This is a genomic window from Enterobacter cloacae complex sp. 277I4, assembly GCF_050031465.1.
GTDB lineage: Bacteria > Pseudomonadota > Gammaproteobacteria > Enterobacterales > Enterobacteriaceae > Enterobacter > Enterobacter cloacae.
This window is the reverse complement of the sequence record NZ_JBLGWC010000001.1, coordinates 4,917,231-4,942,716: the sequence shown is the minus strand read 5'-3', so window position 1 is coordinate 4,942,716 and position 25,486 is coordinate 4,917,231. Positions and strand designations below refer to the sequence as shown.

20 protein-coding genes and 4 tRNA genes are annotated in these 25,486 nt (G+C 54.2%); 18 read left to right on the top strand and 6 right to left on the bottom strand.

All coding sequences use genetic code 11. From position 1 onward, the window contains the following. Positions 1 to 6 precede the first annotated feature (6 nt). Complete coding sequence (gene rhlB / locus ACQG19_RS24055; protein WP_013099279.1) at positions 7 to 1,272, bottom strand: ATP-dependent RNA helicase RhlB; 1,266 nt, start codon at positions 1,270 to 1,272, stop codon at positions 7 to 9. Between the two features lie 144 nt (positions 1,273 to 1,416). Here rhlB and trxA point away from each other — a divergent pair, with 144 nt between their 5' ends. The 17 genes from trxA (at position 1,417) to ACQG19_RS23970 (ending at position 16,568) form a co-directional block, all read left to right on the top strand. After that, positions 1,417 to 1,746: a thioredoxin TrxA gene (gene trxA / locus ACQG19_RS24050; protein ID WP_004386384.1), complete on the top strand. Its 330-nt coding sequence runs from the start codon at positions 1,417 to 1,419 to the stop codon at positions 1,744 to 1,746. A 340-nt stretch (positions 1,747 to 2,086) separates the two neighbouring features. Continuing rightward, a complete protein-coding gene (gene rho, locus ACQG19_RS24045) occupies positions 2,087 to 3,346 on the top strand; it encodes a transcription termination factor Rho (RefSeq protein WP_001054528.1) in 1,260 nt (419 codons plus the stop codon). 242 nt (positions 3,347 to 3,588) lie between these two features. Beyond that, positions 3,589 to 4,692 (top strand): UDP-N-acetylglucosamine--undecaprenyl-phosphate N-acetylglucosaminephosphotransferase, encoded by a 1,104-nt coding sequence (gene wecA / locus ACQG19_RS24040; protein ID WP_014833726.1) that lies wholly within the window; start codon positions 3,589 to 3,591, stop codon positions 4,690 to 4,692. A gap of 13 nt (positions 4,693 to 4,705) precedes the next feature. After that, on the top strand, positions 4,706 to 5,752 hold the full coding sequence (gene wzzE, locus ACQG19_RS24035; RefSeq protein WP_028028025.1) for an ECA polysaccharide chain length modulation protein: 1,047 nt from the start codon (positions 4,706 to 4,708) through the stop codon (positions 5,750 to 5,752). 56 nt (positions 5,753 to 5,808) lie between these two features. Further along, entirely contained in the window at positions 5,809 to 6,939 is a 1,131-nt protein-coding gene (gene wecB / locus ACQG19_RS24030) for a non-hydrolyzing UDP-N-acetylglucosamine 2-epimerase (RefSeq protein WP_028028026.1), read from the top strand. Beyond that, the gene (gene wecC, locus ACQG19_RS24025; RefSeq protein WP_013099275.1) at positions 6,936 to 8,198 is read left to right on the top strand and encodes a UDP-N-acetyl-D-mannosamine dehydrogenase; all 1,263 of its coding nucleotides are present in this window, start codon (positions 6,936 to 6,938) and stop codon (positions 8,196 to 8,198) included. Before wecB ends, wecC begins: the two co-directional genes overlap by 4 nt. Then, positions 8,195 to 8,872 carry a dTDP-4-amino-4,6-dideoxy-D-galactose acyltransferase gene (gene rffC, locus ACQG19_RS24020; RefSeq protein WP_057071198.1) on the top strand — a complete coding sequence of 226 codons (678 nt, stop codon included), beginning with the start codon at positions 8,195 to 8,197 and terminating at the stop codon, positions 8,870 to 8,872. Before wecC ends, rffC begins: the two co-directional genes overlap by 4 nt. A 4-nt stretch (positions 8,873 to 8,876) precedes the next feature. Continuing rightward, positions 8,877 to 10,007, top strand: coding sequence for a dTDP-4-amino-4,6-dideoxygalactose transaminase (gene rffA, locus ACQG19_RS24015; protein ID WP_048971965.1), 1,131 nt, complete (start codon positions 8,877 to 8,879; stop codon positions 10,005 to 10,007). Between the two features lies 1 nt (position 10,008). Beyond that, the gene (gene wzxE, locus ACQG19_RS24010; RefSeq protein WP_222169261.1) at positions 10,009 to 11,259 is read left to right on the top strand and encodes a lipid III flippase WzxE; all 1,251 of its coding nucleotides are present in this window, start codon (positions 10,009 to 10,011) and stop codon (positions 11,257 to 11,259) included. Then, entirely contained in the window at positions 11,256 to 12,335 is a 1,080-nt protein-coding gene (locus ACQG19_RS24005; protein WP_222169262.1) for a TDP-N-acetylfucosamine:lipid II N-acetylfucosaminyltransferase, read from the top strand. Before wzxE ends, ACQG19_RS24005 begins: the two co-directional genes overlap by 4 nt. After that, complete coding sequence (gene wzyE, locus ACQG19_RS24000) at positions 12,332 to 13,684, top strand: ECA oligosaccharide polymerase (RefSeq protein ID WP_062935472.1); 1,353 nt, start codon at positions 12,332 to 12,334, stop codon at positions 13,682 to 13,684. The genes ACQG19_RS24005 and wzyE overlap by 4 nt, the downstream gene beginning before the upstream one ends. Before the next feature lie 12 nt (positions 13,685 to 13,696). Then, positions 13,697 to 14,437: a lipopolysaccharide N-acetylmannosaminouronosyltransferase gene (wecG, locus tag ACQG19_RS23995; RefSeq protein WP_013099269.1), complete on the top strand. Its 741-nt coding sequence runs from the start codon at positions 13,697 to 13,699 to the stop codon at positions 14,435 to 14,437. Between the two features lie 197 nt (positions 14,438 to 14,634). Next, positions 14,635 to 16,020: a bifunctional threonine/serine APC transporter ThrP gene (gene thrP / locus ACQG19_RS23990; protein WP_222169263.1), complete on the top strand. Its 1,386-nt coding sequence runs from the start codon at positions 14,635 to 14,637 to the stop codon at positions 16,018 to 16,020. A 102-nt stretch (positions 16,021 to 16,122) separates the two neighbouring features. Continuing rightward, a tRNA-Arg gene (locus ACQG19_RS23985) sits at positions 16,123 to 16,199 on the top strand. Positions 16,200 to 16,266: 67 nt separating this feature from the next. Continuing rightward, positions 16,267 to 16,342, top strand: a tRNA-His gene (locus ACQG19_RS23980). A 20-nt stretch (positions 16,343 to 16,362) separates the two neighbouring features. After that, positions 16,363 to 16,449 (top strand) — tRNA-Leu (locus tag ACQG19_RS23975). Positions 16,450 to 16,491: 42 nt separating this feature from the next. Beyond that, positions 16,492 to 16,568: transfer RNA gene (locus ACQG19_RS23970), tRNA-Pro, on the top strand. 506 nt (positions 16,569 to 17,074) lie between these two features. On the opposite strand, the gene ACQG19_RS23965 is transcribed toward ACQG19_RS23970, so the two are convergent. From ACQG19_RS23965 to hemC, 5 genes are all read right to left on the bottom strand, one after another. Continuing rightward, positions 17,075 to 18,286, bottom strand: coding sequence for an MFS transporter (locus ACQG19_RS23965; protein ID WP_222169264.1), 1,212 nt, complete (start codon positions 18,284 to 18,286; stop codon positions 17,075 to 17,077). Between the two features lie 155 nt (positions 18,287 to 18,441). Next, on the bottom strand, positions 18,442 to 19,641 hold the full coding sequence (gene hemY, locus ACQG19_RS23960) for a protoheme IX biogenesis protein HemY (RefSeq protein WP_246932788.1): 1,200 nt from the start codon (positions 19,639 to 19,641) through the stop codon (positions 18,442 to 18,444). Positions 19,642 to 19,643: 2 nt separating this feature from the next. After that, positions 19,644 to 20,840: a uroporphyrinogen-III C-methyltransferase gene (gene hemX, locus ACQG19_RS23955; RefSeq protein ID WP_045902197.1), complete on the bottom strand. Its 1,197-nt coding sequence runs from the start codon at positions 20,838 to 20,840 to the stop codon at positions 19,644 to 19,646. 21 nt (positions 20,841 to 20,861) lie between these two features. Beyond that, a complete protein-coding gene (gene hemD, locus ACQG19_RS23950; protein WP_222169265.1) occupies positions 20,862 to 21,602 on the bottom strand; it encodes a uroporphyrinogen-III synthase in 741 nt (246 codons plus the stop codon). Then, positions 21,599 to 22,540, bottom strand: coding sequence for a hydroxymethylbilane synthase (gene hemC, locus ACQG19_RS23945; protein WP_058683738.1), 942 nt, complete (start codon positions 22,538 to 22,540; stop codon positions 21,599 to 21,601). The genes hemD and hemC overlap by 4 nt, the downstream gene beginning before the upstream one ends. 350 nt (positions 22,541 to 22,890) lie before the next feature. On the opposite strand from hemC, the gene cyaA reads away from it, so the two are divergent. Next, the gene (gene cyaA, locus ACQG19_RS23940; protein WP_013099262.1) at positions 22,891 to 25,434 is read left to right on the top strand and encodes a class I adenylate cyclase; all 2,544 of its coding nucleotides are present in this window, start codon (positions 22,891 to 22,893) and stop codon (positions 25,432 to 25,434) included. The last annotated feature ends 52 nt before the right edge of the window (positions 25,435 to 25,486 follow it).

The window sequence follows — 25,486 nt, the reverse complement described above, 5'->3', positions numbered from 1 at the left end:
ATTTTCTTAACCTGAACGACGACGATTACGCGGTGCGCCAGAACGACGCGGGCCATTGCCGGAGCGGGCGCGGGTAAGGCGCTTAGGCGGCGGCAGTTCGCTTAACAGCGCATCCGGATTGTATTTACTCTGTGGAATAGAGTGACCAATGTAGGCCTCAATCGCCGGGAGATTCAGCGCATATTCTTCACACGCAAGGCTAATGGAGTGACCGCTTGCGCCAGCACGACCGGTACGACCAATGCGGTGTACGTAGTCTTCGCAGTCATCCGGCAGGTCATAGTTGAAGACGTGCGTGACGGCGGGAATGTGCAGACCACGCGCGGCCACGTCGGTTGCGACCAGAATATCGAGATCGCCACGGGTAAATTCGTCGAGAATACGCAGGCGTTTTTTCTGTGCCACATCGCCGGTCAGCAGACCCACACGGTGACCATCCGCAGCCAGATGGCCCCAGATATCTTCACAGCGGTGTTTGGTGTTCGCGAAGATAATGGCGCGATCTGGCCACTCTTCTTCGATCAGCGTTTGCAGCAGACGCATTTTCTCTTCATTGGAAGGATAGAAGAGCTCTTCTTTAATGCGGTGACCTGTTTTCTGCTCCGGCTCCACTTCCACATATTCGGCGTTGTTCATCTGCTCGAACGCCAGCTCGCGTACGCGATAAGAAAGGGTAGCGGAGAACAGCATGTTCAGACGCTGGTTCGCTGGGGGCATGCGACGGAACAGCCAGCGGATGTCTTTGATAAAGCCCAGATCGTACATGCGGTCGGCTTCATCCAGCACCACAACCTGGATTGCGCCGAGGTTAATGTGATTCTGTTTTGCATAATCTATAAGACGGCCAGTGGTACCGATCAGGATATCCACGCCGCTTTCCAGCACTTTCAGCTGCTTATCGTAGCCATCGCCGCCGTAAGCCAGGCCAATCTTCAGGCCGGTCGCCTGCGTCAGAGGTTCAGCGTCTGCGTGGATCTGTACCGCCAGTTCTCGCGTCGGAGCCATGATAAGCGCGCGCGGCTGGTTAACTTTGCGGTCTGCAATCGCTGGATGAGAAAGTAAATAATGAAACGTTGACGTTAAAAACGCCATCGTTTTGCCAGTACCGGTTTGCGCCTGCCCTGCTACGTCACGACCGGCCAGCGTCAGCGGCAGGGCGAGAGCCTGAATGGGCGTGCAGTTATGAAACCCTTTATTTTCAAGGGCTTCAATCACTTTTGGGTGCAGGGCGAAGTCGGAAAACTTCTGTTCTGTTAAATGTGTTTTGCTCATAGTGTGGTAGAATATCAGCTTACTATTGCTTTACGAAAGCGTATCCGGTGAAATAAAGTCAACCTTTAGTTGGTTAATGCGACATCAACACGTCGTTGATGAAGGCGAAACCAACGCACCAGGCTTATTCCTGTGGAGTTATATATGAGCGATAAAATTATTCACCTGACTGACGACAGTTTTGACACGGACGTACTTAAGGCTGACGGGCTGACCCTCGTCGATTTCTGGGCTGAATGGTGTGGTCCTTGCAAAATGATCGCCCCGATTCTGGATGAGATCGCTGACGAATATCAGGGCAAACTGACCGTTGCCAAGCTGAACATCGACCAGAACCCGGGTACCGCGCCAAAATACGGTATCCGTGGCATCCCGACCCTGCTGTTGTTTAAAAACGGCGAAGTGGCGGCGACCAAAGTGGGCGCACTGTCCAAAGGTCAACTGAAAGAGTTCCTCGACGCTAACCTGGCGTAAGGTTTCTCCGCTGCGCGTCCAGAGGCCAAAATGATGTGCAACTCTGGACGCCCGGCTTAAGTCGTGCTAAGTTAGCTATGACTTCGTTTTAAACATATCTTGTTGTTTGAATCTTGTTTTACCCGAAACTTCCCGTTGTTAACTTAAACAGTGCGTGAAGTGGCTAAATTCCGGGCTTGTCACTCAATCCGTCTTGTCGTTTCAGATCTGCGTTCTTTCCCTGTGACCAGACAGCGAACAGACATGAGTTGATGGCCGCTAAACAGGCATGGATGACCCTGCCATACCATTCACAACATTAAGTTCGAGAATCACCCCGAGTTTAAGAACCCACACCATTATGAATCTTACCGAATTAAAGAATACGCCGGTTTCTGAGCTGATCACTCTCGGCGAAAATATGGGACTGGAAAACCAGGCTCGTATGCGCAAGCAGGACATCATTTTCGCCATCCTGAAGCAGCACGCTAAGAGTGGCGAAGATATCTTTGGCGACGGTGTGCTGGAGATATTGCAAGACGGATTTGGTTTCCTCCGCTCTGCAGACAGCTCCTACCTCGCCGGCCCTGACGACATCTACGTATCCCCCAGCCAAATCCGCCGTTTCAACCTCCGCACTGGTGACACCATTTCAGGTAAGATTCGTCCTCCAAAAGAGGGTGAACGCTACTTTGCGCTGTTGAAAGTTAACGAAGTTAACTACGACAAACCGGAAAACTCGCGTAATAAGATCCTCTTCGAGAACTTAACGCCGCTGCATGCGAACTCTCGTCTGCGTATGGAGCGTGGTAACGGTTCTACCGAAGACTTAACCGCGCGCGTGCTGGATCTGGCTTCGCCAATTGGTCGTGGTCAACGTGGTCTGATTGTGGCACCGCCAAAAGCGGGTAAAACCATGCTGCTGCAGAACATCGCGCAGAGCATTGCCTACAACCACCCTGACTGTGTGCTAATGGTACTGCTGATTGACGAACGTCCGGAAGAAGTGACCGAGATGCAGCGTCTGGTGAAAGGTGAAGTTGTGGCGTCGACCTTTGACGAGCCAGCATCCCGTCACGTTCAGGTTGCGGAAATGGTTATTGAGAAGGCGAAACGCCTGGTTGAGCACAAGAAAGACGTTATCATTCTGCTCGACTCCATCACCCGTCTGGCGCGTGCCTACAACACCGTGGTTCCGGCTTCCGGTAAAGTACTGACCGGTGGTGTGGATGCCAACGCCCTGCATCGTCCGAAGCGCTTCTTCGGTGCTGCACGTAATGTGGAAGAGGGCGGTAGCCTGACCATCATCGCGACGGCGCTGATCGATACTGGCTCCAAAATGGACGAAGTGATCTACGAAGAGTTTAAAGGGACAGGTAACATGGAACTGCACCTCTCTCGTAAGATTGCAGAAAAACGTGTCTTCCCGGCTATCGACTACAACCGTTCCGGTACCCGTAAGGAAGAGCTGCTCACCACTCAGGAAGAGCTGCAGAAAATGTGGATCCTGCGCAAAATTATCCACCCAATGGGTGAAATCGACGCAATGGAATTCCTCATTAACAAACTGGCGATGACCAAAACCAACGACGATTTCTTCGACATGATGAAGCGCTCGTAACGCAAATAAAGCCAGTGAACGCCACGTTTTTACGTGGCGTTTTTCTTTTATGGACTATACGCTATTACCACACACTCCCAATTTTGACCGGTCGGTGCGACAATAGGACCTTTTGTACAGTCAAAGAAATAATTGATTGAAAAACATACAAAGGGAGTTGTAAGAAGCCACCTTTAATACTTCTGAGGCGGAGGCTTCATGGTTATACTTCCGGGACTAACATTTGTTGAGAGCAATCCATTGTGAATCTACTCACCGCCGTTACTGAGCTGATCAGTATTTTTTTATTCACAACCTGTTTTTTGTTCATCGCGCGTAAGGTGGCAAAAAGAATAGGGTTGGTGGATAAGCCCAATTTCCGTAAACGTCATCAGGGACTTATTCCTCTGGTTGGAGGGATTTCTGTTTACGCTGGCATTTGTTTCACATTTGGCATTGCGGATTATTATATTCCACACGCAGCACTCTATCTTGCCTGTGCGGGTGTCCTGGTCCTTGTCGGGGCACTAGATGACCGATTCGATATCGCGGTGAAAATCCGCGCCACCGTTCAGGCGGCGATTGGCGTGATAATGATGGTCGTCGGCGGACTTTACCTGAGAAGCCTCGGCTATGTCTTTGGCCCATGGGAGTTAGTCCTGGGTCCATTTGGCTTCTTCCTGACGCTTTTTGCCGTCTGGGCGGCGATTAACGCTTTCAACATGGTGGATGGTATTGACGGTCTGCTTGGCGGATTGTCATCGGTTTCGTTTGCCGCAATCGGCATCATTCTCTGGTTTGATGGTCAGTACAGCCTGTCAATGTGGTGTTTTGCCATGATTGCCGCCATCCTGCCTTATATTCTCCTTAATCTCGGTGCGCTGGGGCGTCGCTATAAAGTCTTTATGGGTGACGCCGGCAGTACGCTAATCGGTTTTACCGTTATCTGGATTTTGCTCGAAACTACGCAGGGTAAAACTCACCCGATTAGCCCGGTAACCGCGCTGTGGATTATCGCCATTCCATTAATGGATATGGTGGCGATTATGTATCGCCGTCTGCGTAAAGGGATGAGTCCTTTCTCTCCCGATCGCCAGCATATTCATCATCTCATCATGCGTGCGGGCTTTACTTCCCGTCAGGCGTTTGTCCTGATTACCCTTGCCGCCGCTATTCTGGCCGCGATTGGCGTTGCCGCAGAATATGCTCATTTCATTCCTGAATGGGTAATGTTGGTATTATTCTTGCTAGCATTTTTCCTGTACGGCTACTGCATTAAGCGCGCATGGAAAGTGGCGCGATTCATTAAACGTCTGAAACGCAGGATGCGTCGTAACAATGACAAAAACACAACATTAACTAAGTAAAACCGGGACTATGATGACTCAACCGTTGGCGGGAGCGAAATCAGTGGTAACTGAGAATGAACTGGATATTCGGGGTTTGTTTCGCGTGTTATGGGCAGGCAAACTTTGGATTGCGGGGATCGCGCTGGGGTTCGCACTGTTAGCGCTGGCCTACACTTTCTTTGCAAAGCAGGAGTGGAGCGCCACGGCAATTACAGACAGACCAACGGTTAACATGCTCGGCGGGTTTTATTCCCAGCAGCAGTTCCTGCGCAACCTGGATATCAAGGCGAATCTGGCGACGCCCGATCAGGCTTCCGTTATGGATGAGGCGTATAAAGAGTTTGTCATGCAGCTGGCCTCCTGGGACACGCGTCGTGATTTCTGGAGCCAGACGGATTATTACAAGCAACGCATGGTGGGCAACAGCAAAGCCGATGCCGCGCTACTGGATGACCTGATTAACAACATTCAGTTTATGCCGGGCGATGCGCTGCGTAATGTTAATGACAGCGTCAAACTGATTGCAGAGACGGCGCCGGATGCCAATAACCTGTTGCGCCAGTATGTCGCTTTTGCCAGCCAGCGCGCCGCAAGTCATCTTAATGAAGAACTCAAAGGCGCCTGGGCGGCCCGTACCATCCAGATGAAAGCGCAGGTAAAACGTCAGGAAGAGGTGGCTAAAGCCATATTCTCCCGCCGTGTTCATAACATTGAACAGGCACTCAAAATTGCGGAACAGCACAATATTTCTCGCAGCGAAACGGACGTTCCGGCGGATGAACTGCCTGATTCTGAAATGTTCCTGCTTGGTCGTCCAATGCTGCAGGCTCGTCTGGAAAACCTGCAGGCCGTTGGCCCTGATTTTGACCTCGACTACGATCAAAACCGCGCCATGCTCACCACCCTGAATGTTGGTCCAACGCTGGACCCGCGTTTTCAGACCTATCGTTATTTGCGAACGCCTGAAGAACCTGTAAAACGCGATAGTCCGCGTCGTGCATTCCTGATGATCATGTGGGGGATTGTAGGCGCACTGACGGGCGCTGGCGTGGCGTTAATACGTCGTCGCACAAATTAAGAACGCCGTCTACGATGAAGGCTACGGCCTTCATCGCCTAATCGAAGAGAATCGATGTGAAAGTACTTACCGTATTTGGCACCAGGCCGGAGGCCATCAAGATGGCGCCTCTGGTGCATGCGCTGGCCAGCGATCCTGATATTGAAGCGAAAGTGTGCGTCACGGCGCAACACCGGGAGATGCTCGATCAGGTTTTAACGCTCTTTTCCATCGTCCCGGACTATGACCTCAATATAATGAAGCCGGGGCAGGGATTAACGGAGATTACCTGCCGTATCTTGCAAGAGTTAAAGCCCATTCTGGAATCCTTTAAGCCTGATGTCGTGCTGGTGCATGGCGACACCACCACCACTGTGGCAACCAGTCTGGCAGCGTTTTATCAACGTATTCCTGTCGGCCACGTTGAAGCGGGCCTGCGTACCGGCAACCTTTATTCGCCGTGGCCGGAAGAAGCCAACCGCACGCTTACCGGGCACCTGGCGATGTACCACTTTGCACCCACCGAAAATTCGCGCCAGAACCTGCTGCGTGAAAATATTGCCGACAAAAAAATCTTTGTGACCGGCAATACGGTTATTGATGCCCTGATTTGGGTGCGTGACCGTGTGCTGGCTAACAACGAACTTCAGGCAGAACTCGCTGCGCGCTACCCGTTCCTGAACAACGGCAAAAAAACCATTCTTGTCACCGGCCACCGTCGTGAAAGCTTTGGCCGGGGTTTCGAGCAAATCTGTCATGCGCTGGCTGAAATCGCCGCGCAAAACGAAGATGTGCAGATTGTCTATCCGGTGCATCTCAACCCTAACGTCAGCGAGCCGGTCAACCGCATTCTGGGACATGTTGAAAATGTCCTTTTAATTGAGCCGCAGGACTACATGCCGTTTGTCTGGCTTATGAATCATGCCTGGCTGATCCTCACCGATTCAGGCGGTATTCAGGAAGAAGCACCTTCACTCGGCAAGCCGGTGCTGGTAATGCGTGAAACCACCGAGCGCCCGGAGGCGGTAAAAGCGGGCACGGTGCGTCTGGTCGGCACGGATAAGCAGCGTATCGTCGATGAAGTGACACACCTGCTGCACGACGAAGAAGCGTATCAGGCGATGAGCCGGGCCCATAACCCGTACGGTGATGGGCTGGCTTGTGGCCGTATTTTGCATGCACTTAAACACAATCGGGTATCGCTATGAGTTTTACTACCATCTCTGTCATTGGTCTTGGCTATATTGGCTTGCCTACTGCGGCAGCATTTGCCTCTCGTCAAAAACAGGTTGTAGGCGTGGACATCAATGCGCGCGCGGTGGAAACCATTAACCGTGGCGAAATCCATATTGTGGAGCCCGATCTCGACCGCGTGGTCAAAGAGGCCGTTGATGGGGGATACCTGCGCGCCAGTACCACGCCGGTTGAAGCCGATGCTTATCTCATTGCTGTGCCGACGCCATTCAAAGGCGACCATGAACCCGACATGGTCTACGTCGAGGCCGCTGCGAAATCTATTGCACCTGTGCTCAAGAAAGGGGCGCTGGTGATCCTGGAGTCCACTTCTCCGGTTGGCGCAACCGAGCAGATGGCACAGTGGCTGGCAGAAGCCCGGCCGGATTTAAGCTTCCCGCAGCAGGCGGGAGAGCAGGCCGATATCAATATTGCCTACTGTCCGGAGCGCGTGCTGCCGGGGCAGGTGATGGTCGAACTGATTAAAAACGACCGCGTGATTGGCGGGATGACGCCTGTTTGTTCCGCTCGTGCCAGCGCGCTGTACAAGATTTTCCTCGAAGGCGAATGCGTGGTGACGAACTCCCGTACCGCAGAAATGTGCAAACTGACGGAAAACAGCTTCCGCGACGTGAACATCGCTTTTGCCAACGAACTGTCGCTCATTTGTGCCGATCAGGGGATTAACGTCTGGGAATTAATCAGCCTGGCGAATCGTCATCCGCGCGTTAACATTCTGCAGCCAGGCCCGGGCGTGGGCGGTCACTGTATCGCCGTCGATCCATGGTTTATCGTGGCGCAAAACCCCGATCAGGCACGCCTGATCCGCACCGCGCGCGAAGTTAACGACAGCAAGCCACACTGGGTTCTCAACCAGGTTAAAACCACGGTGGCAGATTGTCTGGCTGAGAGTGGCAAACGGGCCAGCGAACTGAAAATTGCCTGTTTTGGCCTGGCATTCAAACCTAACATCGACGATCTGCGCGAAAGCCCGGCGATGGAAATTGCTGAGATGATTGCCCAATGGCACACGGGCGAAACGCTGGTAGTCGAGCCGAATATTCATGAACTGCCGGCAAAACTGGCGGGGAACTGCACGCTTACCGCGCTGGATGACGCGCTGGCCACGGCGGACGTACTGGTGCTGCTGGTGGATCATAAAGAGTTTAAAGCGACCCCCGCTGATGCCGTACAGCAGCGTTACATTGTTGATACCAAAGGTGTCTGGCGTTGAGCAACCTGAACGGGACGCTTGAGTCCCTTGAGTGGGAGAGCCATTTTTTTGGCCTGCCTTCAGCCATTCTGCGTCTGCGCGAAACTGCACCGGCACTGACTGACGCCGACTTTCGCGTCTGGCAGCGGGTACAGGCGAAGATCCCGGCGGACCGCGCCGACCTGCTTGATGCGCTTCAGCAACACGGTTTTCAGCTGGTGGAAGGCGAAGTCGATCTTGCCATTACGCTAACCCGGCATGAGGCGCCAGGTGCGGAGGTTGCCGCTAAGCAGGATATCCCGGTGCTGCGCGAAATGGCGGCGCAGGCGTTTGCCCGCAGCCGCTTTCGTGCCCCCTGGTATGCACCTGAGGACAGCGGACGTTTCTATGCCCAGTGGATTGAGAATGCGGTAAAAGGGACGTTCGATCATGTTTGTCTGGTGTTCCGCGCGGCGGACGGCCAGATCCAGGGTTTTGTTTCGCTTCGCAAGCTCAACGAGCGCGAGGCGCGTATCGGCTTATTAGCCGGCCGGGGTATGGGCGAGAAACTCATGCAGGCGGCGCTACACTGGGCGCAGCAGCAACAGGTCTCGACGCTGCGGGTGGCAACCCAGATGGGCAACACCGCTGCGCTTAAACGTTATATTGCGAGTGGTGCCAACATCGACGCCACCGCCTACTGGTTATACAGGTGACAAGATGATTCCATTTAACGCACCACCCGTCGTGGGAACCGAACTCGACTATATGCAGTCTGCTATGGGCAGCGGCAAACTCTGCGGTGATGGTGGGTTTACCCGTCGCTGCCAGCAGTGGATGGAACAGCGTTTTCACAGCGCTAAAGTGCTGCTGACCCCTTCCTGTACGGCGTCGCTGGAAATGGCTGCGCTGTTGCTGGATATTCAGCCCGGTGATGAAGTCATTATGCCGAGCTACACCTTCGTCTCCACGGCGAACGCGTTTGTGTTACGCGGGGCGAAAATCGTCTTTGTGGATATTCGTCCGGACACCATGAATATCGATGAAACGCTGATTGAAGCGGCGATCACTGATAAAACGCGGGCGATTGTTCCGGTGCATTACGCGGGCGTGGCCTGTGAAATGGACACCATTATGGCGCTCGCGAAAAAGCATAACCTGTTTGTGGTGGAAGATGCCGCTCAGGGCGTGATGTCCACCTACAAAGGACGCGCGCTCGGCACCATCGGCCATATCGGCTGCTTTAGCTTCCACGAAACCAAAAACTATACCGCAGGTGGTGAAGGCGGCGCGACGCTGATTAACGACCGCGCGTTGGTTGAGCGTGCGGAAGTGATCCGCGAAAAAGGCACCAACCGCAGCCAGTTCTTCCGTGGCCAGGTTGATAAGTATACCTGGCGCGATATTGGCTCAAGCTATCTGATGGCGGATCTGCAGGCGGCGTACCTGTGGGCACAGCTGGAGGCGGCAGAGCGCATTAACCTGCAGCGTTTGTCCCTGTGGCAGACCTATTACGACGCGCTGGCACCGCTGGCAAAAGCCGGGCGTATTGCGCTGCCGACCATTCCAGCAGACTGCGTCCACAATGCCCATATGTTCTACATCAAACTGCGCGATAACGACGATCGCAGCAAGCTGATTGCCTGGCTGAAAGAGGCTGAGATTATGGCGGTGTTCCACTACATTCCGCTGCACTCCAGCCCGGCCGGTGAAGCGTTCGGGACATTCGCGGGTGAAGACCGCTATACCACGAAAGAAAGTGAGCGTTTGCTTCGCTTGCCACTGTTCTACAACCTCGCGCCGGTTAACCAGCGTACGGTGATTAATACCCTTCTGAGCTATTTCGGCTGATATGTCTCTGGCAAAAGCATCGGTGTGGACCGCCGCGTCCACGCTTGTCAAAATTGGCGCCGGGCTGCTGGTCGTCAAGCTGCTGGCCGTCTCATTCGGCCCTTCTGGGGTGGGTCTGGCGGGCAATTTCCGCCAGCTTGTCACCGTCCTTGGGGTATTGGCCGGCGCCGGGATCTTCAACGGCGTTACGAAATACGTTGCACAGTATCAGGATGACGCAGCGCAGCTGCGCAAAGTCGTCGGCACATCGTCGGCGATGGTGTTAGGTTTCTCTACTCTGCTGGCCGCGGTGTTTCTGCTGGCGGCGGCCCCCATTAGCCAGGGGCTGTTTGGACACACGCATTATGAAGGGCTGGTGCGTCTGGTCGCTCTGGTTCAGATGGGGATCGCGTGGGCTAACCTGCTACTGGCGCTGATGAAAGGGTTTCGTGATGCTGCCGGGAACGCGCTTGCGCTGATCCTGGGCAGCGTTATAGGTGTTATCGCCTATTACTTCTGCTATCGCTTGGGCGGGTATGAAGGCGCGCTACTGGGTCTGGCGCTGGTACCTGCGTTAGTGGTCGTTCCGGCGGCGTTTATGCTCATGCGTCGTGGCGTTATCCCCTTAAGCTACCTGAAACCGCAGTGGGACAAGGTGCTTGCGGGTCAACTGGGTAAATTTACCCTGATGGCGCTCATTACCTCTGTTACGCTGCCGGTGGCTTACGTGATGATGCGAAACCTGCTGGCGGCGCATTACAGCTGGGATGAGGTGGGAATTTGGCAGGGCGTAAGTAGCATTTCTGACGCCTACCTCCAATTTATAACGGCTTCCTTTAGCGTCTGGTTGCTGCCAACCTTATCGCGTCTGAGCTCCCGACAGGATATTACCCGCGAGATTACCCGCTCGCTGCGTTTTGTACTTCCCGCCGTGGCGGCGGCCAGTTTTACCGTGTGGTTATTGCGCGATGTCGCCATCTGGCTGCTCTTTTCGGCGAAATTCATCGCCATGCGCGATCTATTTGCCTGGCAGCTGGTGGGGGATGTACTGAAAGTAGGCGCTTACGTATTCGGGTATCTGGTGATTGCGAAAGCCTCGCTGCGTTTGTATATCCTGGCAGAGATAAGCCAGTTTACGCTCCTGACGGCTTTCTCACACTGGCTGATCCCGGCACACGGTGCGCTGGGGGCGGCTCAGGCCTATATGGCAACCTATATCGTTTATTTCGCTGCCTGTTGCGGCGTATTTTTACTTTGGCGTAAACGCGCATGACTGCACTGATTCACATACTGGGATCGGATATCCCACACCATAACCAGACCGTTTTGCGGTTCTTCAACGATGAGCTGGCCCCGGGCAATCCCGATGCACGCGAGTTTATGGTTGCAGGCCAGGACAGGGGGCTGAGCGAGATGTGTCCGGCGCTGACGCTTACCTTCTGGCCGGATAAAGCCGCCCTGGCGAAGGCAGTTGTCGCGAAAGCGAAAGCGGATCGTGAGCAGCGCTTCTTCTTCCATGGACAATTTAATACCGGTCTGTGGCTGGCTCTCCTGAGCGGCGGGATTAAACCTTCCCAGTGCAGCTGGCATATCTGGGGAGCCGATCTCTATGAAGTCTCCCGCGGCTGGAAGTTCCGACTCTTCTACCCGCTACGGCGTATGGCGCAGGGGCGGGTTGGCTGTGTTTTCGCCACCCGTGGCGATCTCAATTACTTCGCGAAACAGCGCCCCAACGTTCGCGGTGAGCTGCTCTATTTCCCGACACGCATGAACCCGGCGCTGAATAACATGGCAAACGATACGCCGCGTGAGGGTAAGCTGACGATCCTGGTGGGTAACTCTGGCGATCGCAGCAATGAGCATATTGCTGCGCTGAAGGCGGTACATCAGCAGTTTGGCGACACGGTAAATGTCGTTGTGCCGATGGGCTATCCGGCCAATAATGATGCTTACATCAATGACGTTCGCCAGCAGGCTCTGGGATTGTTTAGCCCGGAGAATGTGAACATCCTGCGCGATAAGCTGGAATTTGATGAATATCTGGCGCTGCTTCGCCAGTGCGATCTCGGCTATTTCATCTTTGCCCGCCAGCAGGGAATTGGCACGCTGTGCCTGCTGATTCAGGCAGGCGTTCCCTGTGTGCTTAATCGCAATAATCCGTTCTGGCAGGATATGGCTGAACAACACATTCCGGTGCTGTTCACCACGGATACCCTGAACGTGGAGGTGGTACGCGAAGCTCAGCGTCAACTGGCGCTGGTGGATAAAAGTACCATCGATTTCTTTAGCCCGAACTATCTTACGCCGTGGCATCGTGCGCTGCGTATCGCTTCAGGAGACAACGCATGAGCCAGTTGCAATTCAGCGGCTTGTTAGTGGTATGGCTTCTGAGCACGCTATTTATCGCCACTCTGACCTGGTTTGAGTTCCGCCGCGTGCGTTTTAACTTTAACGTCTTCTTCTCGTTACTGTTTCTTCTGACCTTCTTCTTCGGTTTTCCGCTGACCAGTATTCTGGTTTTCCGTTTTGACGTGAGCGTCGCGCCGCCGGAAATCCTGCTCCAGGCACTCTTGTCGGCGACCTGCTTCTATGCGGTGTACTACGTCACCTATAAAACGCGTCTGTGTGCGGTGAAAGCGAGTGCGCCGCGTCGTCCGCTGTTCACCATGAACCGGGTAGAGACCCATCTGACGTGGGTAATGCTGATGACCATCGCGCTGGTCAGCGTGGGGATCTTCTTCATGCATAACGGCTTTTTGCTGTTTAAGCTGCACTCCTACAGTCAGATTTTTTCTGCCGAAGTTTCGGGCGTGGCGCTTAAGCGCTTCTTCTATTTCTTCATCCCGGCAATGCTGGTGATCTTTTTCCTGCGCCAGGACAGTAAGGCCTGGCTCTTCTTCCTGGTGAGCACGGTCGCCTTTGGTTTCCTGACCTACATGATTGTGGGTGGGACGCGCGCCAACATTATTATCGCCTTTGCGATCTTCCTGTTTATCGGCATCATTCGCGGGTGGATCTCCCTGTGGATGCTGGCGGCAGCGGGCGTGTTTGGCATTGTGGGGATGTTCTGGCTGGCCCTTAAGCGCTATGGACTGAACGTGGCCGGTGACGAAGCGTTTTACACCTTCCTGTATCTCACGCGCGATACCTTCTCGCCGTGGGAAAACCTCGCTTTACTGCTGCAAAACTACGACAAAATCGATTTCCAGGGGCTGGCGCCCATTGTGCGTGACTTCTATGTGTTTATCCCGTCGTGGCTGTGGCCTGACCGCCCGGGTGCCGTGCTCAACACAGCGAACTACTTCACCTGGGAAGTACTGAACAACCATTCAGGTCTGGCCATTTCCCCTACGCTGATTGGTTCGCTGGTGGTGATGGGCGGAAGCTGGTTTATTCTGCCGGGCGCGGTTGTGGTAGGGCTGATTATCAAATGGTTTGACTGGCTCTATGTGCTCGGCAACGAAGAGACTAACCGCTACAAGGCCGCCATTTTGCACAGTTTCTGCTTTGGTGCCATTTTCAATATGATCGTTCTGGCGCGCGAGGGGCTGGATTCATTTGTCTCGCGCGTGGTTTTCTTCATGGTCGTTTTCGGCGTCTGCCTGCTGCTGGCCAAACTGCTGTACTGGCTGTTTGACAGTGCAGGGCTTGTGCATAAGCGCGAGCCACAGGGCAGCAGAACGCTGTCGCAAGTCTGAGTAAGGATAGTCATGACCGACACAACCTCTGCACCGCGCTACGCGTTGCGTGGCCTGCAGCTTATTGGCTGGCGCGATATGCAACACGCGCTGGATTTTCTCTTTGCGGGTGGCCAGATGAAATCCGGTACGCTGGTCGCCATCAATGCGGAGAAGATGCTGGCGGTAGAAGATAACGCTGAAGTCAGAAGTCTGATCGAGGCCGCCGAGTTTAAATACGCGGACGGTATCAGCGTGGTACGCTCGATCCGCAAAAAGTTTCCTGGTGCTAATGTTTCACGCGTCGCGGGGGCCGATCTCTGGGAACAGCTGATGGCACGTGCAGGGGCAGAAGGCACGCCCGTATTTCTTATTGGCGGTAAGCCTGAGGTCCTGGCGCAGACCGAGCAGAAGCTGCGGCGTCAGTGGAATGTTAATATTGTGGGTAGTCAGGACGGCTATTTTAAACCAGAGGATCGGCAGGCGCTTTTTGACCGCGTGCGCGACAGCGGGGCGAAAATTGTCACCGTGGCGATGGGCTCACCGCGCCAGGAAATTTTGATGCGTGATTGCCGTCTGGTTTGCCCGGATGCCCTCTATATGGGCGTCGGCGGGACCTATGACGTCTTCACTGGCCATGTAAAACGTGCGCCGAAGGTATGGCAAAACCTGGGACTGGAGTGGCTGTACCGCCTGCTGTCGCAACCAACACGTATTAAACGCCAGCTCCGTCTGCTGCGTTATCTCGCCTGGCACTACACCGGGAAAATGTAATCAAAATGTAGCGCGATATGCTGTTCGCGCTGCAACTCCCCTGCAAAACTGCTGCGAAACTGTGCAATGCATTTATTTTTTTAATGCATTGTTTGCCATTTTGCAGAATTTAAGAAACCATTCGCTCCGTATTTTAGTACCCCTAAAAAACAATACCTGGTATTAAGCCGGGAAACAGCAAACACAACCGAGGATCTATGGCAGAGAAAAAACCGGAGCTACAGCGTGGGCTGGAAGCTCGTCATATTGAACTGATAGCGCTGGGCGGCACTATTGGTGTGGGCCTGTTTATGGGCTCTGCAAGCACGCTCAAATGGGCCGGGCCATCCGTTCTGCTGGCATATATTATTGCTGGCCTGTTCGTTTTCTTCATCATGCGTTCGATGGGCGAAATGCTCTTCCTGGAGCCAGTGACCGGCTCTTTCGCCGTCTATGCGCACCGCTACATGAGCCCGTTCTTCGGCTACCTGACGGCCTGGTCATACTGGTTTATGTGGATGGCGGTGGGTATCTCGGAGATTACCGCAATCGGGGTGTATGTGCAGTTCTGGTTCCCGGACATGGTCCAGTGGATACCGGCGCTGATTGCTGTGGGGCTGGTGGCAATGGCAAACCTGGCAGCCGTTCGCCTTTATGGTGAAATCGAGTTCTGGTTTGCGATGATTAAAGTCACCACCATCATCGTGATGATTGTGGTTGGACTCGGCGTCATCTTCTTCGGCTTTGGCAACGGCGGTCACGCGATTGGTTTCGGTAACCTGACCGAACACGGCGGCTTCTTCGCTGGTGGCTGGAAAGGCTTCCTGACGGCGCTGTGTATCGTTGTCGCGTCCTATCAGGGCGTTGAGCTTATCGGTATTACGGCCGGTGAAGCGAAGAACCCGCAGGTCACGCTGCGTAGTGCAGTGGGTAAGGTGCTGTGGCGTATCCTGATTTTCTATGTGGGGGCGATCTTCGTTATCGTGACCATCTTCCCGTGGAATGAGATCGGCACGACAGGCAGCCCGTTTGTCTTAACATTCGCGAAGATAGGTATTACGGCGGCAGCAGGTATCATCAACTTTGTCGTCCTGACGGCGGCGTTGTCTGGCTGTAACAGCGGAATGTACAGCTGTGGTCGTATGCTCTATGCGCTTTCGAAGAACAATCAATTGCCTGCGGCAATGAGTAAAGTGTCCCGCGCGGGTGTGCCTGTTGCGGGTGTGGCGGTGTCGATTGCCATCCTGCTGATTGGCTCATGCCTGAACTACATTATTCCAAACCCGCAGCGCGTATTTGTTTATGTCTACAGCGCCAGCGTGCTGCCGGGGATGGTGCCGTGGTTCGTTATTCTGATTAGCCAGCTGCGTTTCCGCCATGCGCATAAACAGGCGATTGCCAGCCATCCGTTCCGCTCGATTCTGTTCCCGTATGCGAACTATTTGACGATGGCGTTCCTGATTTGCGTATTAATCGGGATGTACTTTAATGATGATACCCGCATGTCGCTGTTTGTCGGGATGATCTTCCTGGCGGCAGTCACTGCAGCCTATAAGCTATTTGGGCTGGGGCGCCGCGGCACCACGCAGAAAGTGGAGGAATAAGCGGCAAAATGTGCAAACCATAACCAAACGCGCATTTTTTTCAAAAAAGCACTAGACAGCGGGGTCGGAGGTACGTAATATCCAGCCCCGCAACGGCGCTAAGCGCCCGTAGCTCAGCTGGATAGAGCGCTGCCCTCCGGAGGCAGAGGTCTCAGGTTCGAATCCTGTCGGGCGCGCCATTTTAGTCCCGGCGCTAGAGCTGCGGTGGTCTGAGAAGTAGTCAGTACCGCGTGAAAGAATACAGTGGTGGCTATAGCTCAGTTGGTAGAGCCCTGGATTGTGATTCCAGTTGTCGTGGGTTCGAATCCCATTAGCCACCCCATTATTGAAGAGTTGTGAATTGCGAAGGTGGCGGAATTGGTAGACGCGCTAGCTTCAGGTGTTAGTGTTCTTACGGACGTGGGGGTTCAAGTCCCCCCCCTCGCACCACGACTTTAATGAATTGAACTAAAAATTCAAAAAGCAGTACATCGGCGAGTAGCGCAGCTTGGTAGCGCAACTGGTTTGGGACCAGTGGGTCGGAGGTTCGAATCCTCTCTCGCCGACCAATTTTGAACCCCGCTTCGGCGGGGTTTTTTGTTTTCTGCGGCTTTTCACCTCTGTATCCATTCCCCAACATACGCGTTTCCTGTTGTCGCGAACCAGCGACACTTAATTACTTGAAAACTAAAATAATATTTCATCAGCGTCTTAACCGTCTCTTTCTGACGACACTTCTGCGCTTTTACCGATATCTTATGGTGCGTCAGACGGGTCTTAGCAGCAGAAATTCCTTTTATCTTAAAATGTTGCGCGATGTAAAATTTCTTCGTGTAACGTTGGCATGTAACGTGCAATAATATACGTGTAGATGCTCATTCCATCTCTTATGTTCGCCTTCGTGCCTCATAAACTCAGGAATGATGCAGAGCCATTTACGGTGCTTATCGTCCACTGACAGATGTCGCTTCGGCCTCATCAGACACCATGGGCATAACGTTGAGTGAAGCACCAAATATGTTGTCTTACAGACCTGTTTTAACGCCTGCTTTTATAGCAGGCGTTTTTTTATGCCTTATTCACGGTAACGAAACATGACCAGGGCTGCCAGAAGCAGCGCACCCGCAGAGACAATATACATTGCCTGTAGTGCCTCTAACGCGGCGGTTAATGCCGCTGCAATACCGGTGAACAAAGAGGCACTGAGCGTTTGCCAGCGCCAGACTTTTCCACTCGCTGAAGCAGTCTGCGTAGAGTGAAAGTTGCTGAGCACACCATATGTTCCCACCGCGAAAACAACGTTTGATGCCAGATGTGCAATAAAAATCATCCCCAGTGCACACACCATCCAACCAGATAAAAACGGGATCACACCGTAAGCCGCTAAAAAGAGGCTAAGGCAGAGCATTAACAATGGTGTGTGCGCAGTGAGCCGCGGCAGGCTGTCTCTCTTCAGCAGTATAGGGCCGCAAAGCTGCCCCATACTCCTGGCAAAGAGAAGCGGTAAGGCGAGATCCGCAGCATCCTCCGGTTGGATCTGCTGCGCTAGCGCCGGTAAAAGCGCCATGGCGGGTGAACCGACGGCTGCCAGAACGGGCAAAATGAGTAAACTGCGTTTTTGCCGGAGGGTCAGCGCATGCCACCGCAGCATAACCGGGGAGCCTTCGTCTGGGGATAAAGAGCGTGCTTGCGCAGTAAATGTCCTTCCAGCCAGCCACAGCATAAACATTGACCCCAGAAAGCTGGCAGCATCGATTGCCAGCAATGTCATCACCGATATTCGCTGGAAAAGTACTACGCCCAGTCCGGTACCGAGCAGTACCTGAGCCGCAAAAATCACGTTTTCAAGACAGGTTGCTGCAGGAAGCTCTGCTTTACTGAGTCCGCGTTTAAAGAGCAACGTTAGGGCCGGCCAGCTCATCCCATTCAACAGGGCTTCGGTGGATTGCACAGCAAGCAGCGCTGAAATACTGTGATAATGAATACCCAGCAGTGGGAATAACAGGGCGAGTAAGCCCAACCCCTCTGACAGGATCAACAAAGAGACGGGAGAATAGTGTGCGCACAGTTTTTCGCTGATGATGCTGCCGATAAAACCAGGCACCGTTGCAAAAAGAAAGGCGAGCGTAAGCAGAGTGGCTGGTGCCGACCAGTCTAAAAGTAAACCGAAGACAACAACCTGAGTTAACCCATTTCCCAACGACGTAAAAATAAAGGCGCAGGCCAGCAAACGCAGCCAGCGATGACAGCGCAGCGCTTCAACAAGCGCATACAAAAGCGAGTTCATGACGATTTCCTTTCAAAAACGATTTAGTCCACGCGGCTGATGCGCGTGTGTGTAAAAAGGTTAATGAAAAGAGATCGTTACATTGGTCGGAACGTTTCCTGATGGATATGCAAAAAGGGTGCGTAAAAAAGGAGGCCGTCCGGCCTCCTTAACGATTATTGCTGATTTCCGTTATTCTGCAATGTCAAAAGCAGACCGTCGCGCCGCATGGCGGCAGCTTCTTCCGGTTTATGCTGTTTGTCGAGCGTATCGGCAAGCCACGCGTAGTCAAACGCATCCGGGCGCTGTTTTAACGCCGCACGGAAGGCGAGGCTCGCCTCCTGCCATTCACCGTGTTTCATCAGCGACTGGCCCAGCGTGCTCCAGAGCAGCGGACGATCGCCAACGGTTTTGATCTGTTGACGCAGCACTTTTTCGATTTGCTCAGGGTTGTTGGTTTTCAGACGCGGGATCACCATGACCAGACGATCGTCGTACTGGCGCTTCAGACCGTCGAGGAGGATCTCCTGAGCCGTGTCATGATCGTCACATTCAATCAGGTGTTCCGCCATTGCCACCTGCAGAGGAACCTGCTGACGTGTTTTGCGGCTCTGATTCTTCCACCAGGTTTTCAGACCATCGCTGCCCAGATCGGCACGCGCCTGATCCATCAAACCAATCCACGCCATGCGCTGGAGTTCGTCACGATGTTCATCATCACCCACGTCGGCTTTCGCCATCGAAGGAATAATGTCCAGCAGTGAACCCCATGCACCGGTACGGATATAGGCCTGCTCGGCAAGGCGCAGCACTTCAGGGTGGCGAGGGGTGATTTCCAGCAGACGGTCAACGCCGTGGCGCGCCGCATGGTTTTCATTACGTGCCAGCTGCAGGCGAACGCGGGTGATCTCAACCGGGATCTGGTTGTCAAACGCCATCTCCGATGCGCGCTCCAGATGCTGATTGGCACGGGCCTCGTCACCACGCTGTTGAGCTGCTTCAGCAGCCAACAGATAGTTCACGACGGGTTGTTCAGCGTGGTCGGCGTTTTTGGACATCAGCTTTTCCACCTGCTGATAGTCGCCCTCGGCGAGCTTAATCAGCGCCTGCTCGGTCTGCTTACGGGCGCGACGGCGCTTGCGGCCAACGAACCAGCCACGGGTATGGGCACCGGTGCGGAAAATACGGCGCAGGATCCACTCCAGCGCCAGCAATACCACAACGCCCAGGATCAGAATGATCACCAGACCCGTTACGCTGGTTTCGATGTTGTAATTGTCGGTCTGGATCAACACGTAACCCTGGTGACCGGCAAGCATCGGCCCAAGGACGATCCCGGCGATCAGCAGGATAAAGAGTAAGAGTACTTTAAGCATCGTTACTCTCCTTGTGGGGCGCTTTCAGGCGCGGGCGCGGCGGCTGGTGCAGGTTCACCCGTCTGCGCAGCCGGAACGCCCGGCTGTGCCAGCAGGTTACGTACGCGCGTTTGCATCAGCTTTTCCAGAATCGGCTGGCTGGCCAGTTTATCCGGCACGTTCATGGTGATGTTCTGCTGACTCAGTTTGTCGATGTCATCGAGGAACGCCGTGGTGGTGGCATCATCGGTATCGTAGTAAGCACGTACCCATGTGGAGACGTTATCCAGCGCCTGTTTGTAGGTCTCTTCCTGATGACGTGGCACGGCCTGGGCCGCGACCAGCAGACGGGAACGAATGTTCTCACGCAGGTAGATATCCTGGTTCGGCGCTAACAGCGGCACGGCGGTTTCATCACGGCGACGAATGGTGATGAAGCTGTCCATAAAGTTCTGCCAGCTTTTTTGCAGGTTTACACGCCACTCGCTCAGGGAGCTGGACAGCTCGGTGCCGTCGGAATCCATGGGAGAATCGTCGTCGTTATTATCTGCCAGTTGCAGGTTATCAATCTGGTTCGAGAGCTGATTTACCTTGAGGATGATGCCGTCATAATCCACCTGAGAAACGGCGGAGAGGCTGGCGATGTCTTCGGTAATGGCGCGACGTGCGGTGATGAGGCTTGGATCGTTCATGTCCGCCAGGCTCGCATCTGCGCTTTTCAGCAGAGCGGCGGCGGTGGTGACATCCTGATCGCTCCAGAGCTTACGCCCGGCCAGTTTCACCAGAAAATCAGCCTGAGAAAGCAGCCAGGTTTTGGCATCGGTACCGGAAATGGTGGCCACTTTTTGCTGTACTTCGTCCAGCTGTTTGGTTAGCTCTTCCTGTTTGCTGTTCGCATCGGCAAGCGCGGCAGCCTGCTGTTTGATGACGCCTTCCAGCTCGGTTTTTTGTGTCTCCTGCGCTTTTTGCAGCGCGGCGAGCTGATTAACCAGCGCGTCGCTGGTTGCCGTCTGATTGGTGCTTTGCTGTTTCACCAGGCCGTAGAGGCTGACGCCTGCTGCCAGCGCAATGGCGATGGCAATCGCGCTCAGCGCAAGGCTGGTCTTGTTGCTGCCGTTTTTCTTCTCAACGGTTTTCTCAGTCGTTTCTGACTGTGGCGTCATGTCCACAGTCTCCCTGGTCTCTTCAACCACGGCGGAGGATTTGTCGTGTTCCGTCATTATGGCATCCCATTATGAGAGTTATTGTAATGCGCGCAGCAGCGCATCGTTGTCGGCGTTATCAGCGATCCGAATATCTTGCCAGCCCAGTTCCCGGGCGAGGTTCGCCAGACGCTCACTGACGACCAAAAGCCGACAGTGGAGTAACCAGTTTTCACGATACCAAAGCGGCACCAGCGACCAGAGTTGCTGCAGCATTTCGCCGCTGGTCACCACCAGCGTTGTAATGCCGCGCGTATGCCAGCGCATCGCCTCTTGTGCACCATCGTAATGTTTTGCACAGCGTTGATAACATTCGCAAAACGTGACGTCAGCTCCGCGTTCACGCAGCGTTTCGCCTAACAGCTCGCGTCCGCTGTTACCGCGTAAAATCAGCGCACGTTTTCCGATTAGGGTTTGTAATTCAGGTAATTGTAGCAAGACTTCGCTGGTTTCCCGATCTAACGGGTAACGTACGTCTGCTCCACTTACGGTATGCAGCGCCAGGGCGGTGGAACGGCCAATCGCGAAATAGCGTGGCGCGGTAGGCCAGTTCAGTCCCTGCTGTTGTAGCTGCGCATGGGCAAATTCCACGGCATGTTGCGACAAGGCAAACAGCAGGTCGCCTTCCTGAAGGGTATTCATATGGTCGGCGAGCGCGGACAACTCCCGACCCGGGGAGAATTCAATAAGCGGAAAACTCCAGGCCACCTGCCCCAGTGCGCGCAGACGGCTCACTAACTGCTCTCCTGCGGGAGAAGGGCGGGTGACGAGAATACTCATGCAGGGGGCTCTCCATCGTAAACGTCAGCCAGAATCTCGCGGGCACCGTTATCCAGTAACTCTTCCGCCAGCGAAATGCCAAGCTGCTCAGCATCTTGCGGTTTACCGCGGCGCTCACCGCGTACCATCTGCGAACCGTCCGGCGCGCCAACCAGCGCACGCAGCCACAGTTCACCGTTAATTAATTCAGCATAGCTGCCAATCGGCACCTGGCACCCCCCTTCAAGGCGGGTATTCATCGCACGCTCGGCTTTGACGCGAATGGCCGTCTCGTCATGATTCAGCGGCGCAAGCAGTTCACGGGTACGCCTGTCATCCAGACGGCACTCAATACCTACAGCGCCCTGTCCCACGGCCGGCAAAGAGAGCTCCGGTGGCAACGCGACGCGAATGCGTGACTCCAGCCCCAGACGCTTAAGTCCTGCTACCGCGAGGATAATGGCATCGTAATCGCCGTTATCCAGCTTGCCCAGACGCGTGCCAACGTTACCGCGCAGCGAGCGTATGATCAGATCCGGACGGCGTTCAGCCAACTGACACTGGCGGCGTAAACTGGACGTGCCAACCACGCTGCCTTTGGGCAACGCATCAAGCGAGTCAAACTGGTTAGAGACAAACGCATCGCGCGGATCCTCGCGCTCGCAAATGGTCACCAGTCCCAGCCCTTCCGGGAACTCGACGGGCACGTCTTTCATCGAATGCACGGCGATATCGGCGCGGTTCTCAAGCAATGCCAGTTCCAGTTCTTTGACAAACAAGCCTTTGCCGCCCACTTTCGCCAGCGGCGTATCAAGAATCACATCGCCGCGCGTGACCATGGGCACCAGCTCGACGCGCAAGCCGCTGTGGCAGGCTTCCAGGCGCTGCTTAACATAATGTGCCTGCCAGAGCGCAAGAGGGCTTTGGCGTGTGGCAATTCTCAAAACATTGTCTAACATGCTTGTTACCGTCATTATCAATCGCTAACCATCCTAACATTGTTGACTCTGGGATGGCAGTTTTACGGTGATGAAGAAGAGAGGGACAGGGCGGGAGTTCTCGTCAGCCACAGCCGTATTAAGGAATTTACACGTACAGAACGGTGCTACACTTTGTATGTAGCGCAACTTTCTTTACGGTCAATCGGCAAGGTGTTAAATTGATCACGTTTTAGACCATTTTTTCGTCGGTACCAGCATAATGATAAGGGCGAAAAAGGGTAACGGTTATCTTTTTGAAATACTGCGGGCTCGCTGTTATTTTTGTTTTTGAATAGCTTGCGACACCCGGAAACATCAGGCGATACGTCTTGTACCTCTATATTGAGACTCTGAAACAGAGACTGGATGCCATCAATCAACTGCGTGTGGATCGCGCGCTTGCTGCCATGGGCCCTGCTTTCCAGCAGGTATACAGTCTGCTGCCGACATTATTGCACTATCACCATCCGCTGATGCCGGGTTACCTTGACGGTAACGTTCCCAAGGGCATTTGCCTTTTCACGCCTGATGAAACCCAACAGCATTATCTCAACGAACTTGAACTCTACCGTGGCATGCCGCCGCAGGAATCCCCGAAAGGTGAACTGCCTATCACCGGCGTTTACTCCATGGGGAGCACCTCTTCGGTAGGGCAAAGCTGTTCGTCTGACCTGGACATCTGGGTCTGTCATCAATCCTGGCTCGATAACGAAGAGCGTCAGTTGCTGCAGCGTAAATGTAGCCTGCTGGAAAGCTGGGCGGCATCGCTTGGCGTGGAAGTGAGCTTCTTCCTGATTGATGAAAACCGTTTCCGCCATAACGAAAGCGGCAGTCTGGGTGGTGAGGACTGTGGCTCCACGCAGCACATTTTATTGCTGGACGAATTTTACCGTACGGCAGTGCGTCTGGCCGGGAAGCGTATTCTGTGGAATATGGTCCCGTGCGAAGAAGAAGAGCATTACGATGATTACGTGATGTCGCTTTACGCGCAGGGCGTACTGACGCCAAACGAATGGCTGGATTTGGGCGGCCTGAGCTCCCTGTCAGCCGAAGAGTACTTTGGCGCGAGCCTCTGGCAGCTTTATAAGAGCATCGACTCACCATACAAAGCGGTGCTGAAAACGTTGTTGCTCGAAGCCTATTCCTGGGAATACCCAACCCCACGCCTGCTGGCGAAAGATATCAAGCAGCGTCTGCACGACGGGGAGATTGTCTCCTTTGGGCTTGATGCCTACTGCATGATGCTGGAACGCGTTACCGAATACCTGAAAGCCATTGATGACACCACGCGTCTCGACCTGGTGCGTCGATGTTTCTATCTCAAAGTTTGTGAGAAATTGAGCCGCGAACGCGCCTGCGTGGGCTGGCGTCGTGAAGTGGTTTCTCAGCTCGTCAAAGAGTGGGGATGGGGCGAAGAGCGTCTCTCCATGCTCGACAATCGCGCCAACTGGAAAATCGATCAGGTGCGTGAAGCGCACAACGAACTGCTTGATGCGATGATGCAAAGCTACCGTAACCTGATCCGCTTTGCGCGCCGTAACAACCTCAGCGTGTCCGCCAGCCCGCAGGACATCGGGGTATTGACCCGCAAACTGTATGCCGCGTTTGAAGCGCTGCCGGGCAAAGTCACCCTGGTTAACCCGCAAATTTCGCCCGATCTGTCAGAGCCAAACCTGACCTTTATCTATGTGCCGCCGGGCCGCGCGAACCGCACCGGGTGGTATCTGTATAACCGTGCCCCAAGCATGGATTCGATCATTAGCCATCAGCCGCTGGAGTATAACCGCTACCTGAACAAGCTGGTGGCCTGGGCCTGGTTTAACGGCCTGCTGACCTCGCGCACCCGCCTGTTTATCAAAGGCAACGAGGTGGTCGATTTAGCCAAACTGCAGGAGATGGTGGCGGATGTCTCCCATCACTTCCCGCTGCGTCTGCCTGCACCCACGCCAAAAGCGCTCTACAGCCCGTGTGAAATTCGTCATCTGGCGATTATCGTCAACCTGGAATATGACCCGACGGCGGCCTTCCGCAATCAGGTCGTGCATTTTGACTTCCGCAAGCTGGACGTCTTCAGCTTTGGCGAGCAGCAAAACTGCCTGGTTGGCAGCGTGGATCTGCTGTACCGCAACTCGTGGAACGAAGTGCGTACGCTGCACTTCAACGGCGAGCAGGCGATGATCGAAGCGTTGAAAACCATTCTCGGTAAGATGCACCAGGATGCCGCGCCGCCGGACAGCGTGGAAGTGTTCTGCTACAGCCAGCACCTGCGTGGTTTGATTCGTACCCGCGTGCAGCAGTTAGTTTCAGAGTGTATTGAGCTGCGTCTTTCCAGTACCCGTCAGGAAACCGGTCGCTTTAAAGCGCTGCGTGTTTCAGGGCAAACCTGGGGTCTGTTCTTCGAACGCCTGAACGTGTCGGTGCAGAAGCTGGAGAACGCCATTGAGTTTTACGGCGCGATTTCCCATAACAAACTGCATGGCCTGTCGGTTCAGGTGGAGACTAACCACGTCAAGTTGCCGCAGGTGGTGGATGGATTTGCCAGTGAAGGGATTATCCAGTTCTTCTTTGAAGAGTCGGGAGACGATGCTGGTTTCAACATCTATATTCTTGATGAGACCAACCGCGCAGAGGTGTATCACCACTGCGAAGGCAGTAAAGAGGAACTGGTGCGTGACGTTAGCCGCTTCTACTCCTCATCACATGACCGCTTCACCTACGGCTCCAGCTTCATCAACTTCAACCTGCCGCAGTTCTACCAGATTGTGAATGTCGATGGCCGTGCGCAGGTGATTCCGTTCCGTACTCAGGCCGTCACGCCTGCCGTGCCTGCGAATCAGGATACCGCACCGCTGTTGCAGCAGTATTTCTCGTGATGCTTTTCGCCGGGTGGCTACGGTCCGAGCCGTTGTAGGCCCGGTAAGGCGT

Excerpts from the sequence above, each read along its gene's own strand:
- hemY (WP_246932788.1), bottom strand. The coding sequence starts at position 19,641 with ATGCTTAAAGTACTCTTACTCTTTATCCTGCTGATCGCCGGGATCGTC.
- hemX (WP_045902197.1), bottom strand. The coding sequence starts at position 20,840 with ATGACGGAACACGACAAATCCTCCGCCGTGGTTGAAGAGACCAGGGAG.
- hemD (WP_222169265.1), bottom strand. The coding sequence starts at position 21,602 with ATGAGTATTCTCGTCACCCGCCCTTCTCCCGCAGGAGAGCAGTTAGTG.
- rhlB (WP_013099279.1), bottom strand. The coding sequence starts at position 1,272 with ATGAGCAAAACACATTTAACAGAACAGAAGTTTTCCGACTTCGCCCTG.
- wzyE (WP_062935472.1), top strand. The coding sequence starts at position 12,332 with ATGAGCCAGTTGCAATTCAGCGGCTTGTTAGTGGTATGGCTTCTGAGC.
- wzxE (WP_222169261.1), top strand. The coding sequence starts at position 10,009 with ATGTCTCTGGCAAAAGCATCGGTGTGGACCGCCGCGTCCACGCTTGTC.
- thrP (WP_222169263.1), top strand. The coding sequence starts at position 14,635 with ATGGCAGAGAAAAAACCGGAGCTACAGCGTGGGCTGGAAGCTCGTCAT.
- hemC (WP_058683738.1), bottom strand. The coding sequence starts at position 22,540 with ATGTTAGACAATGTTTTGAGAATTGCCACACGCCAAAGCCCTCTTGCG.
- ACQG19_RS23965 (WP_222169264.1), bottom strand. The coding sequence starts at position 18,286 with ATGAACTCGCTTTTGTATGCGCTTGTTGAAGCGCTGCGCTGTCATCGC.
- wecG (WP_013099269.1), top strand. The coding sequence starts at position 13,697 with ATGACCGACACAACCTCTGCACCGCGCTACGCGTTGCGTGGCCTGCAG.
- rho (WP_001054528.1), top strand. The coding sequence starts at position 2,087 with ATGAATCTTACCGAATTAAAGAATACGCCGGTTTCTGAGCTGATCACT.
- rffA (WP_048971965.1), top strand. The coding sequence starts at position 8,877 with ATGATTCCATTTAACGCACCACCCGTCGTGGGAACCGAACTCGACTAT.
- wzzE (WP_028028025.1), top strand. The coding sequence starts at position 4,706 with ATGACTCAACCGTTGGCGGGAGCGAAATCAGTGGTAACTGAGAATGAA.
- wecC (WP_013099275.1), top strand. The coding sequence starts at position 6,936 with ATGAGTTTTACTACCATCTCTGTCATTGGTCTTGGCTATATTGGCTTG.
- trxA (WP_004386384.1), top strand. The coding sequence starts at position 1,417 with ATGAGCGATAAAATTATTCACCTGACTGACGACAGTTTTGACACGGAC.
- ACQG19_RS24005 (WP_222169262.1), top strand. The coding sequence starts at position 11,256 with ATGACTGCACTGATTCACATACTGGGATCGGATATCCCACACCATAAC.